Annotated in this window: 11 protein-coding genes; 8 read left to right on the forward strand and 3 right to left on the reverse strand. The window is 70.9% G+C overall.

All coding sequences use genetic code 11. The annotated features are described in order from the left end of the window. From V6U86_RS23265 to V6U86_RS23300, 8 genes are all read left to right on the forward strand, one after another. A complete protein-coding gene (locus tag V6U86_RS23265) occupies window positions 1–720 on the forward strand; it encodes a TetR/AcrR family transcriptional regulator (protein WP_334506408.1) in 720 nt (239 codons plus the stop codon). Next, window positions 717–1,016, forward strand: coding sequence for a DUF4873 domain-containing protein (locus V6U86_RS23270; RefSeq protein WP_334506410.1), 300 nt, complete (start codon window positions 717–719; stop codon window positions 1,014–1,016). The genes V6U86_RS23265 and V6U86_RS23270 overlap by 4 nt, the downstream gene beginning before the upstream one ends. Next, window positions 1,017–2,510, forward strand: coding sequence for a flavin-containing monooxygenase (locus V6U86_RS23275; protein WP_334506412.1), 1,494 nt, complete (start codon window positions 1,017–1,019; stop codon window positions 2,508–2,510). Then, window positions 2,500–3,372, forward strand: coding sequence for an SDR family oxidoreductase (locus V6U86_RS23280; protein WP_334506414.1), 873 nt, complete (start codon window positions 2,500–2,502; stop codon window positions 3,370–3,372). The genes V6U86_RS23275 and V6U86_RS23280 overlap by 11 nt, the downstream gene beginning before the upstream one ends. Then, window positions 3,369–4,220, forward strand: a complete 852-nt coding sequence (locus V6U86_RS23285; RefSeq protein ID WP_334506416.1) for an alpha/beta fold hydrolase — start codon at window positions 3,369–3,371, stop codon at window positions 4,218–4,220. The genes V6U86_RS23280 and V6U86_RS23285 overlap by 4 nt, the downstream gene beginning before the upstream one ends. A gap of 41 nt (window positions 4,221–4,261) precedes the next feature. Next, complete coding sequence (locus V6U86_RS23290; RefSeq protein WP_334506418.1) at window positions 4,262–4,882, forward strand: acyl-CoA-like ligand-binding transcription factor; 621 nt, start codon at window positions 4,262–4,264, stop codon at window positions 4,880–4,882. Window positions 4,883–4,954: 72 nt separating this feature from the next. Next, window positions 4,955–6,535, forward strand: coding sequence for an MDR family MFS transporter (locus V6U86_RS23295; RefSeq protein ID WP_334506420.1), 1,581 nt, complete (start codon window positions 4,955–4,957; stop codon window positions 6,533–6,535). Between the two features lie 259 nt (window positions 6,536–6,794). After that, window positions 6,795–8,354 carry an OFA family MFS transporter gene (locus V6U86_RS23300; protein WP_334506449.1) on the forward strand — a complete coding sequence of 520 codons (1,560 nt, stop codon included), beginning with the start codon at window positions 6,795–6,797 and terminating at the stop codon, window positions 8,352–8,354. Window positions 8,355–8,426: 72 nt separating this feature from the next. Here the strand turns inward: V6U86_RS23300 and nrfD are convergent, their stop codons facing one another. From nrfD to V6U86_RS23315, 3 genes are all read right to left on the reverse strand, one after another. Beyond that, entirely contained in the window at window positions 8,427–9,392 is a 966-nt protein-coding gene (nrfD, locus tag V6U86_RS23305; RefSeq protein ID WP_334506423.1) for an NrfD/PsrC family molybdoenzyme membrane anchor subunit, read from the reverse strand. Next, the gene (locus V6U86_RS23310; RefSeq protein ID WP_334506425.1) at window positions 9,389–10,432 is read right to left on the reverse strand and encodes a 4Fe-4S dicluster domain-containing protein; all 1,044 of its coding nucleotides are present in this window, start codon (window positions 10,430–10,432) and stop codon (window positions 9,389–9,391) included. The genes nrfD and V6U86_RS23310 overlap by 4 nt, the downstream gene beginning before the upstream one ends. Window positions 10,433–10,436: 4 nt before the next feature. Further along, window positions 10,437–11,583, reverse strand: a 1,147-nt coding sequence (locus V6U86_RS23315) for a molybdopterin dinucleotide binding domain-containing protein (protein ID WP_334506427.1), incomplete at its 5' end; no start/stop codon positions are given.

An 11,583-nucleotide genomic window follows, 5' to 3' on the forward strand; every position in this document is an offset into this window, starting at 1 on the left:
ATGCAATCGCCGCTCACTGATGTCAATGCATCGGACCCGCCTCCGGACGGCGACCCGAAGGCGAAGGGCAACGGCCGCCGAGACCGCTGGGCAGACCATCGTGAGCAACGACGGCAGGAGTTGGTCGGTGCCGCCGTGCAGGCGCTGCTGCGGCACGGCCCGGACGTCGACATGGAACAGGTCGCGGCCACGGCGGGCGTCAGCAAACCGGTCCTGTACCGCTACTTCGCCGACAAGTCCCAGCTCTGGGTGGCGGTGAGCGAGGTGGTGGCGGCCCAGGTGGTCGACGCCATCGCGCCGGCGATCGAGCAGGTCCGCGAGGAACGTGACCTGGTCGAGGCGACGATCGACGCGTACCTCGGGGTGATCGAGTCACAGCCCACGCTCTACCGGTTCCTGATGCGACAGTCCGGCCAACCCGGCATCCACCAGGTGGTCGCCGGCACCAGCCGGCAGGTCGCCGCCGGGCTCGCCCGGGTGATCGGTGACCGGCTACGGGCGCTGGGCCTGGACGCCGGCCCGGCGGAGCCGTGGGCGTACGGCCTGGTGGGCTTCGTGCAGGCGGTCGGCGACTGGTGGACCACGCACGGCCAGCCGATCAGCCGGGCCGCCCTCACCGACTACCTGACCACCCTGCTCTGGAGCGGCATCGAGGGGGTACGCGCCAGCGCCGACCTGCCACCCGAGCTCACCCGCGCCCACGAGCGGATCGTGCCGTGAGCTACCACGGCCCGGCGGGCGTCGAGGGCACCTCGGTCCGGGTGCACCTCAGCGGGCGGTGGGAGCCGGTCGACGGCCGCTTCCACTGGGGTGGGCGGATCGAGCCCGAGCCACGGGTGGCCCACCTGCTGCGCTGCGGCCGACGCGACGTCGAGGTGCGCATCGCCGACCGTGTCCGACCAGCCCGGCTGGCCGAGGTCGATCCGTGGGGCGGCGTACGCATCACCGGGGTGGGCGACCCGCCCTGGCCGCCCGAGGCCGACCCGGCTGCCGCCCCCGAGCCCACGGAGGAGTGAATGGAGACAGACGTTGCCATCATCGGCGCCGGCTTCGGTGGCCTGGGCGCCGCCATCCGCCTTCAGCGGGCCGGCTTCACCGACTTCCTCGTCTTCGACCGGGGTGACGACGTCGGCGGCACCTGGCGTGACAACAGCTACCCCGGCTGCGCCTGCGACGTCCCGTCGCACCTCTACTCGTTCTCCTTCGCCCCCAACCCGCGCTGGTCGAACACCTTCTCCAGCCAGCCGGAGATCTGGGACTACCTGCGCGGCTGCGTCGACCGCTTCGGCATCCGCCCGAGGTTGCGCCTGCGCCACGAGGTGCACGAGGCCAGGTGGGACGACCAGCGCCAACGGTGGCTGCTGCGCACCTCCGGCGGCGACCACACCGCCCGGGTCCTGATCTGTGCGGCCGGCCCGCTCAGCGACCCCGCCATCCCCGACCTGCCCGGGATCGACGAGTTCGCCGGCACCGTGTTCCACTCCGCGCGGTGGCGGCACGACCACGACCTCACCGGCCGCCGCGTCGCGGTGATCGGCACCGGCGCCTCAGCCGTCCAGTTCGTGCCACAGATCCAGCCGACGGTCGAGAGGTTGACGCTCTTCCAGCGCACCCCCGCGTGGATCATGCCGAGACTGTCGCGCCGGATCAGCAGGGTCGAGCAGGCCGCGTTCCGCACCGTGCCCGGCGCGCAACGGGCCGCCCGGGCAAGGCTCTATCTGATGCGCGAGAGCCTGGGCCTGGGTTTCCTGCACCCGGCGGTCAACCGCTTCGCCTCCCGGCTGTCCCTGCGGACGCTGCGCCGGCAGGTCCCCGACCCGAACCTGCGAGACAAGCTCACCCCCCGGTACGCGATGGGCTGCAAGCGGGTGCTGATCTCCAACGACTACTGGCCGTCGCTCACCCGAGCGAACGTCGACGTGGTGACCACCGGCATCGCCCGGATCGTGCCGGACGGCCTGGTCACCGACGACGACGTGCACCACCCGGCGGACACGATCATCCTCGGCACCGGCTTCCACGTCACCGACTCCCCCGTCGTGCGGCGCATCCACGGCCGTGCGGGGCGCAGCCTGAGCGAGGCCTGGACCCCCAGCATGCACGCCTACCGGGGCACGACGATCGCCGGCTTCCCCAACCTGTTCTTCCTGCTCGGCCCGAACACCGGGCTCGGGCACACCTCCGTGGTGCTGATGATCGAGGCACAGCTGCATCTGGTGCTCGCGGCCCTGCGTCACATGCGGGCCAAGGGCATCCAGGCCATCGAGCCCACCGGGCAGGCACAACGACGCTGGACCGAGCGGATCGACCAGAAGATGGCCGGCACCGTCTGGCAGACCGGCTGTTCGAGCTGGTATCTCGACGCAACGGGTCGCAACACGACCATCTGGCCGGGCTTCGCCACCAGCTTCCGGGTCCGGCTGCGCCGGTTCCGCCCGGCCGACTACCGGATCGCCTCGACCGGCAGCACGCCCAACGAACCGGAACGGGAGCACGCCGATGCGGTATGACCTGGCAGGCAAGATCATTCTCATCACCGGCGCGGCACGCGGCATCGGGGCGCAACTGGCCCGCGCGGCCGTCGCCCGCGGGGCCCGGGTCGCCCTCGTCGGTCTGGAAGGCGAGCTGCTCAGGCAGCTCGGCGCCGACCTCGACGCGCACTGGTACGAGTGTGACGTCACCGACCAGGCGGCGTTGGACGCCGCGGTGGCCTCGACGGTGGACCGCTTCGGTGGCATCGACGTTGTGGTGGCCAACGCGGGCATCGCGAACCTCGGCACCGTCGCCGTGGGACCGGTCGACGCGCTGGTGCGTACCGTCGAGGTGAATCTCTGCGGCGCGATCCGCACGGTCAGCGCGGCGCTGCCCCACGTCACCGCCGCCCGCGGCCACGTCCTGGTCGTCTCGTCCGCCGCCGCCTTCACGGCGATGCCCGGCATGGCCGCCTACTGCGCGTCCAAGGCGGGTGTGGAGCAGTTCGCCAACGTGTTGCGCCTAGAGACCCGCCCGCGCGGCGTCACCGTCGGCACGGCGCATCCGATCTGGATCGACACCGACCTGGTCCGCGACATCCGTGACGACCTGCCGTCCTTCCGCAGCACGCTGCGCCGGTTGCCGTGGCCGCTGTCCACGGTCGTCCCGGTCGAGCAGTGCGTCGAGGCCCTGCTGCGCGGTGTCGAGCGCCGCAAGCGCAAGGTGTACGTGCCACGGTCGCTCGCCGTGGTGCAGGCGCTGCGGCCGGTGGTGCTGAGCGGCTTCTCCGACGCGGTGATCACCCGGTTCGGCGGGCGGACCATGGTCGGCCAGATGGAAGACGAGGTACGCCAGCTCGGGCGGTCCTTCGGCAGGACGTCGGTCGGAGGGCGGTCGTGAGCATTCACTTCCGACGTGCGGGCAGCGGAGAGCCGCTCGTGCTCATCCACGGCATCGGTCACCGTCATCAGGCGTGGGAACCGGTGTTCGACCGGCTCACCGCCCACCACGAGGTGATCGCGCTCGACCTGCCCGGATTCGGGAACTCTCCGGTGCCCACCACCGGCATGCCCGCCGGCATGGCCGCCACCGTGGCCGGGATCCTGCCGGTGCTGACCGGGTGGGGGCTGGAGCGTCCGCACGTCGCCGGCTACAGCCTCGGTGGGGCGATCGCCCTGGAGCTTGCCGCCACCGGGGCGGCCGCCTCGGCCACCGCCCTCTCCCCCGCCGGCTTCTTCACCCCGGCCGAGCGCCGACGGGCGTTGGCCATCCTCCGGATGCTGCGGGCCAACTCGTACCTGCCCACCCCGATCATGCGGGTCGCGCTGCGCTCGGCGTACCTGCGGGCGCTGTGCTTCGGGCCGCTGATGGCCCGCCCGACGCTGCTGGACGTCGAGCGCGCGGTGGGTGACGCGCTCGCCCTGCGACGCGGGCTCGGCTTCAACGCCGTGGCCAGAGCCGCCCGTGACTACCGCTTCGACTGCCCTCGGCTGACCGACGCGACGGTGCCGGTGACCATCGGCTGGGGGGACCGCGACCGGATCTTCGGCGTCCACCAGGCCGAACGCGCCCGCGCGGGCCTGCCGGCGGCACGGGTGGTGACGCTGCCCCGCTGCGGGCACGTGCCGATGAGCGACGACCCGGAGCTGGTCGCCGCGCTCATCCTGGAGACCACCGGCGCCGTGCCCCGCAGCGAACGACCGGATCCGTCGGCGGTCGCGGGTCAGGAACATCACTTCACAGTCTAAAAATTTGCAGGCTGTGCAACTTCGCTCCTAACCTCGCCCGCGTGACCGACACCGACCACGCCGCCACCGGGCGTCGCGACCGTAAGAAGGCACAGACGCGGGCCGCGCTGACCGCCGCCGCCCTGCGGCTGGTCGCCGAGCGCGGCCTGGAGCACGTGACGGTGGAGGAGATCAGCGAGGCCGCGGACGTGTCCTCGCGGACCTTCTTCAACTACTTCACCTGCAAGGACGAGGCCCTCACCGACGATCCGGCGCTCGACGGCAACCCGGTCGTGGCGCGTCTGGCAGCGGCCCCCGCACAGGTGTCAGCGTTGCAGGCCGTCCGGGTCGCCCTCGACGAGGCGATCGGCGCGATCCAGGCCGACCGGGAGCTGTGGCGGCTGCGACTGGCGGTCATCGCCCAGAACCCCGCGTTACTGCCCCGGCTGGTGGCCGGCAACAACGCGACCGAGCAGGCCATGGTCGCGGTCGTCGCCACCCGCCTCGGCGTCGGCCTCGACCACGCTCACCCGCCGCTGGTCATCGCTGTCGCCGGTGCCGCCTTCCGCACGGCGCTGCTGCGCTGGGCCGCCGACGACGACGCCCGGCCTCTGCACGACTGCGTCGACGAGGCGTTCGCCGCCATCGCCGCCGGCCTACCGGATCCACTGCCCCCCTCCTGACCAGCCAGTCCCGCCTCGCCGCATCAGCTCCGGGGCCAGCCACTTCGCCAGAAACCCGAAAAGGGAGCGTCAATGACCACCACCATCCCGCCCGCCGACACCGCCGGCGTCGGCACGCGCATGTCGCGTCGGGAGGTTCTCCAGGCCCTGTCGGGCCTGATGGTCGGCATGTTCGTGTCCATCCTCGCCTCCACGGTGGTGGCGAACGCGCTGCCACGGATCATCGCGGATCTGAACGGCAGCCAGACCGTCTACACGTGGATCGTCACCAGCGAACTGCTCGCCATGACGGCGACGGTGCCGCTGTGGGGCAAGATGGCCGACCTCTACAGCAAGAAGCTGCTGATCCAGTTGTCGCTGGGACTGTTCGTGGTGGGTTCACTCATCGCGGGTTTCACGCCGAACGTCGAGGTCCTGCTGCTCAGCCGTGTCGTCCAGGGCATCGGCGCCGGCGGCATGACGGCGCTGGCCACGATCGTCATGGCGGCGATGATCCCGCCGCGTGAGCTGGGCCGCTACGCCGGCATCTTCGGCGCGGTCTTCGGTGTGGGCACCATCGCCGGTCCGCTGATCGGCGGCCTGCTCGTCGACACGTCGTGGCTGGGCTGGCGGTGGTGCTTCCTGATCGGCGTCCCGTTCAGCATCATCTCCATCGTCCTGCTCCAGCGCACCCTGCACCTGCCGGTCGTCCGCCGCAAGGCAAAGATCGACTGGCTGGGCGCCCTGCTCATCACCTCGGGCGTCTCCACGCTGCTGATCTGGTCGTCCCTGGCCGGCAACAAGTTCGACTGGGCCTCCGGCTGGACGGTCCTGATGGTCCTCGGCGGTCTGGTTCTGCTGGCACTGGCCGTGGTCGTCGAGTCGCGGGCGGCGGAGCCGATCGTCCCGCTGGACATCTTCCGCAACCGCACGGTGTCCCTGGCCACTGTCGCCAGCGTGCTGGTCGGTATCGCGATGTTCGGCGGCACCGTCTTCCTGTCCCAGTACTTCCAGATCTCGCTGGGCAAGTCGCCCACCGTGGCGGGCCTGATGAGCCTTCCGATGATCTTCGGTCTGCTCGTCTCGTCGACGATCGCCGGCCAGCTCATCACGAAGTACGGCCGCTGGAAGGCGTACCTGGTGGCCGGCGCCGCCGTGATGACCGTCGGGATGCTGCTGCTGGGCACCATCGATGCCAACACCAGCGTCGTCATCCTGTCGATCTACATGGCGGTGCTCGGCGTCGGCGTCGGCATGCTCATGCAGAACCTCGTGCTCGCAGCGCAGAACGACGTACCGGCCCACGAGCTCGGTGCGACCACCTCCGTGCTGACGTTCTTCCGCAGCATGGGCGGCGCGATCGGAGTCAGCGCCCTCGGCGCGGTTCTGGCGAGCCGGGTGACCTCCCTGACGACTGAGCGGCTCGGCCCGGCGGCGACCGCCGGCGGTGGTTCCACCGAGGTGCCCGACCTGTCCACCCTGCCCGAGCCGGTGCTGCGCATCGTCCAGGACGTGTACGGCATCGCCACCGCGGATCTGTTCCTGGTCGGCGCGCCGATCGCGCTGCTCGCGCTGATCGTCGTGCTGTTCATCAAGGAGAAGCCGCTGCACACCCTCAGCGGGGACGAACGACGCGCCCAGGAGGAGGCGGCCGCAAAGGTCGCGATTCACTGAGCTGTACGACAGCAGTTCGGGGGCGGGCCGGTAGGCCCGCCCCCGTTCTGTGTCCGCGCGCTGGCGTCTCCAGCGCCGCGTTTTTCGGTAACCACATGACGTGAACAGGCCACCACGTAACGTGAGGTTGAGCCGGTAATCGGCTGACGCCAGACGTGCGCCGGGCCGCCACCGCGGCGGCGCCGCTCGGCCAACTGCCGGGTCGGACAGCTCGGCAACGTCGCGGCCTATTCGGCCGCAGGAGGTGTGGACGATGCCCATGCTGTCGGTCTTCGATCCTCGACACACTGTCGCTCCCCCGGGATACAGCCGCTGGCTCATCCCGACCGCCGCACTGGCCGTGCACGTCTGCATCGGGCAGGTCTACGCGACGAGCGTCTACAAGAACTCCCTCATCGCGCACTTCGACACCAGTCAGACGGCCATCGGGGCGATCTTCAGCATCGCCATCGTCATGCTGGGTTCGTCCGCGGCGGTGGGCGGCCGGTGGGTGGAGCGGAACGGGCCGCGCCGGGCGATGTTCGTCGCCGCCTGCTTCTGGGCCGTCGGGTTCCTGGTCGGCGCGCTCGGCATCGGGACCCAACAACTCTGGCTCCTCTACCTCGGATACGGCGTCATCGGCGGCATCGGGCTCGGCATCGGCTACATCTCGCCCGTCTCCACACTGATCAAGTGGTTCCCGGACCGCCCCGGCCTCGCCACCGGCCTGGCCATCATGGGGTTCGGCGGCGGCGCCCTGATCGCCGGCCCGCTCGCGCGCCAACTGCTCTCCCTCTACGACTCCGGCTACAACCCCAGCAACCCGGCCGCCGTCGCGTCGGGACATGCCCTCGTGGCGCTCTTCGTCACGTTCGGCATCGGCTATTTCGTGATCATGATGTTCGGCCCGTTCAACGTCCGGGTGCCGGCGCCGGACTGGCGGCCCGCCGGGTTCGACCCCGCGAGCGTCGCCGCCAAACCTCTGGTGACGACGGCGAGCGTGTCCGCGTCGAACGCGGTGCGTACCCGGTCGTTCTGGTTGCTGTGGATCGTGCTGTTCTGCAACGTCACCGCGGGCATCGGCATTCTGGAACAGGCCAGCCCGATGATCCAGGACTTCTTCCGGGACAACGGGACCGCCACCACGGTGTCGGTGACAGCGGCGGCCGGTTTCGTGGGAGTGCTGTCGCTGTTCAACATGGCCGGGCGGTTCGTCTGGTCGACGACGTCCGACCTCATCGGCCGCAAGCCCATCTACATGGTCTACCTCGGCGTCGGCATGGTGCTGTACCTGCTGCTCGCCGTGGCCGGCCACGCCGCGACCGCGCTCTTCGTACTGATCGCCGCCGCGATCATCTCCTTCTACGGCGGTGGTTTCGCCACCATGCCCGCCTACCTGCGTGACCTGTTCGGCACCTTCCAGGTCGGGGCCATCCACGGCCGGATCCTGACCGCCTGGTCGGCTGCGGGTGTCGCCGGTCCGCTGATCATCAACGGGATCCTCGACACCAAGGGCAAGCCCGGCACCCTCACCGCGGCGGCGTACCGGCCCGCGCTGCTCACCATGGTCGGCATCCTCGCCATCGGGTTCATCGCGAACCTGCTGGTCCGATCCGTTCCCGAGCGGTTCCACGAACCGAACCGAGGGCCGACGTCGCCCGTGGCGAAGGCCACCGTCACCGAGCCGGTCGCTCTCGGGCCGGAAAGCCAACCGCCCGCGCCGCCGCGCGTCGGTAGCCAGACCGGGCGGCTCTGGTTGTCGTGGCTGCTGGTCGCGGTGCTACTCGGGTACGGCATCATCCAGACCGCCATCACCGCCGCGAAGCTGTTCACCGGCTGACGCGTCGCGGCCAGGTTCGCATCGAAACAGCGGGCGCCCCTTGACGGGGCGCCCGCTGTTTCGCCGATCCGCTCAGCGCCGCGTCGTCGACCGGCTCTCGTCGCGCCGCTCCCGTTGTGGCACGACCGTGTACTTCGGATCGCGTGCCGATACCCTTCCCGCCTCGAAGACACCGAACCGGGTGGCGATCGAGGATGCCACCAGGGCAGCGCCGGAGATCGCTGACAGGAGCCGGCTGCGTCGGCTGACCAGCGCGCCGACGGTGCCCACGGCGAGCAGGGCGCGCCCGGCCTTGACCAGCCGGCCGCTGCGTCCGTGCTTGTAGGGCTCGCTGGTGAGGCCCTGCCGCTCCAGCTGGTGTCCCCCGCCAAACTCGACGGCCGCGGCGGCCAGGGCGAGACGCCGCAGTGGGGCGGTCTGCGCGGCCGGTGCCGCGATCAGTCCGACCCCGGTCGCGGCGGCGAGCGCGCTGCCGGCGAAGACGAACGGCAGCGACGGGTAGGCGTCGTGCCAGGACGGCACGGCCGTGTCGGCGAGCAACACCCCGGTGTACGTCGCCAGTGCCGGCGCGGTCGCCGCGGCGGCAAGGCCGGCCACGTCGCCGATGGGCGGTCCGATCCGACGGGCCAGGCCGAGCACACCATGCCGCGGCAGCAGCGGCGCCAACTCGGCGACCGCGGCCGCGCCGGCCAGTGGCCCGAACACGGCGAGGATCCAGGTGCCGACCGACATCGGTGAGGTCACCTTGGCCACCCGGAGCATGTGATGGAACCGGGCCGGCCGCCCGAGGTCGTGGACCAGCAGGTACGTGCTGGCGGCGACGCCGCCGAGGGCCGTCCAACGGCCCACCTTGCGCAGCCCTGGTCGTCCGGTCAGCTGTGCGCCCGCGCCGATCAGCGCGCTTCCGGCGGCAAGACCCCCGGTGAACAGGTAACCGGCGATGTCGTACTTCCACACCGGCGGCTTCAGGACCGGCCGGCCGTAGTAGGAGGCGAAGTCGGCCGGTGGCACCGTGAGCTGCTCACCCCCGCGGGTCATTGCCGCCTCCCCAGGAACGCGACCGCCGTGGCGACCGCCATCGTCATCGCCGCCAGGCCGGCACGCTTCCACATGGCCGGCAGGTCGCGGGTGGTCACGATCGGGTCCGGTGGCAGCCCGTACACCTCCGGCTCGTCCAGCAGCAGGAAGAACGCACCGTCACCACCGACGCCGTCGTTCGGGTCGTGCCCGTACAACCGCGCCTCCGGCACTCCCCGCTCATGCAGCTTCGCCACCCGCGCGGCGGCCCGCTCCCGCAACTCGTCCAGAGCGCCGTACTGGATCGACTCCGTCGGACACGCCTGCGCACACGCCGGCGTCATCCCCGCCCCGAGCCGGTCGTAGCACAACGTGCACTTCCACGCCCGACCATCACCCTTGCGCTGGTCGATGACGCCGTACGGGCAGGCGGAGATGCAGTAGCCGCAGCCGTTGCAGATGTCCTCCTGCACCACCACGGTGCCGAACTCCGTCCGGAACAGGGAACCGGTCGGGCAGACATCCAGGCAGGCCGCGTGGGTGCAGTGCTTGCACACGTCCGACATCATCAGCCAGCGGAAATCCGTCCGTCCCTCCGCGCCCGACCCCCTCCCCGGCGGCTGCGCACCCGGCATCCCCAGAAACTCAGGCCCGCCCGACATGCGGGCCGCCGCGGCGGGCGAGCCGGGCGGAAGGCCCGGATCGGTTCCGGTGTCGGCGCCGGTACGTGCGCCGACGGCGGCTGTGAGCGGGCTGACCGATGGCCCGTCGGGTTCCTCCTCGAACGCCGGAGTCGCCCAGCCGACCGAGCGGGGCTGCTCCACGAACGCGACGTGCCGCCACGAGTTGGCGGTCAACGCGCCCGTGTTGTCGTACGACATGCCCAGCAGGTCGAGCCCACTCTCGGGGACGCCGTTCCACTCCTTGCAGGCGACCTCGCAGGCTTTGCAGCCGATGCAGACGCTGGTGTCGGTGAAGAACCCCATCCGCGGCGGCGGGTTCTCGTAGCCGGCGTCCGGTGCGGGGTCCAGCGGCCCGTACAGGGCGTTGGCGTGGGGCATCGGGTCAGGCCTCCTGGTCGCTGCTGCTGTCGGCGACGTCGGTCGTGACCATCGGCGGGTAACGGTGCACGAGGTTCCCCGACCGCCGCCGGTAGTCGACGACGAGGTCCAACAGATCCTGTCCTCTGGGGCGTTGTCCGGGCCGGATGTCGCAGGTGCCGACCTTGCTCTCCTGGATCAGCACGTTGGGGTCGAGGGTGATGCCGAACAGGTCGTTGGCCGAGTCGCCGGTCACCAGACCCTCAAAACCGAAGTGGTACGGCAACCACACCTGGTGGATGATCCGGCCATCCACGCGCAGCGGCGTGACGCGGTCGGTCACCAGCACCCTCGCCTCGACGGCCGCGCGGCTGGTGACCAGGTGGGCCCAGCCCAGATGACTCAACCCTCGCAGGGCCGCCAATTCCGGGGACACCTCGACGAACATCTCGGGCTGCAGCTCGGCCAGGGGCGACACGTTGCGGCTCATCGCGCCGGCGGTGTGGTGCTCGGTGAGCCGGCTGACCGTGAACACGTACGGGAACACCTCGCTGTGCTCCTGCGGCGGGCTCGGGTTGAGCGTGTTGATCGGGTGCGTGTAGACCTTGCGGGTCGGGTTGGCCTGCTGCCGGTAGAGCGGGTTACGCACCGGCGACTCGACCGGTTCGTAGTGGGTGGGCAGCGGCCCGTCGAGCACACCGGTGGGCGCGTACAGCCAGCCCTTGCCGTCGCCCTGGAGGATGAACGGGTCGTCTCCGGCGATGCCCGCCACGCCCGAGACGCCGTGCTCCGGTCGGTACGTCGGCGCCTTGGTCTTCTCGAAGTCCGGCACGTCGTAGCCGGTCCACTCGGACTTCTCCGCGTCCCACCACACGTAGCGTTTGCGTTCACTCCACGGGTTGCCGTCCGGGTCGGCGGAGGCACGGTTGTAGAGGATTCGCCGGTTCGCCGGCCACGCCCACCCCCATTCGGGGGCCACCAGGGACTGCTCCGCGCCGGGTTTGCGGCGGGCGGCCTGGTTGACGCCGTCGGCGTACACCCCGGTGTAGATCCAGCAGCCGCCGACGGTGGAGCCGTCGTCCTTCATCTCGGTGAACGACGCCAGCGGGCGGCCGGTCGACACGTCGTACCCGTTGATTTCGCGCAGCACCGCCTCGGCGCTCGGCTCCGCG

The organism is Micromonospora sp. CPCC 205558, from assembly GCF_036902955.1.
In the GTDB taxonomy this organism is placed as follows: domain Bacteria; phylum Actinomycetota; class Actinomycetes; order Mycobacteriales; family Micromonosporaceae; genus Micromonospora.

Excerpts from the sequence above, each read along its gene's own strand:
- V6U86_RS23265 (WP_334506408.1), top strand. The coding sequence starts at position 1 with ATGCAATCGCCGCTCACTGATGTCAATGCATCGGACCCGCCTCCGGAC.
- V6U86_RS23275 (WP_334506412.1), top strand. The coding sequence starts at position 1,017 with ATGGAGACAGACGTTGCCATCATCGGCGCCGGCTTCGGTGGCCTGGGC.
- V6U86_RS23280 (WP_334506414.1), top strand. The coding sequence starts at position 2,500 with ATGCGGTATGACCTGGCAGGCAAGATCATTCTCATCACCGGCGCGGCA.
- V6U86_RS23295 (WP_334506420.1), top strand. The coding sequence starts at position 4,955 with ATGACCACCACCATCCCGCCCGCCGACACCGCCGGCGTCGGCACGCGC.
- V6U86_RS23300 (WP_334506449.1), top strand. The coding sequence starts at position 6,795 with ATGCTGTCGGTCTTCGATCCTCGACACACTGTCGCTCCCCCGGGATAC.
- nrfD (WP_334506423.1), bottom strand. The coding sequence starts at position 9,392 with ATGACCCGCGGGGGTGAGCAGCTCACGGTGCCACCGGCCGACTTCGCC.
- V6U86_RS23310 (WP_334506425.1), bottom strand. The coding sequence starts at position 10,432 with ATGCCCCACGCCAACGCCCTGTACGGGCCGCTGGACCCCGCACCGGAC.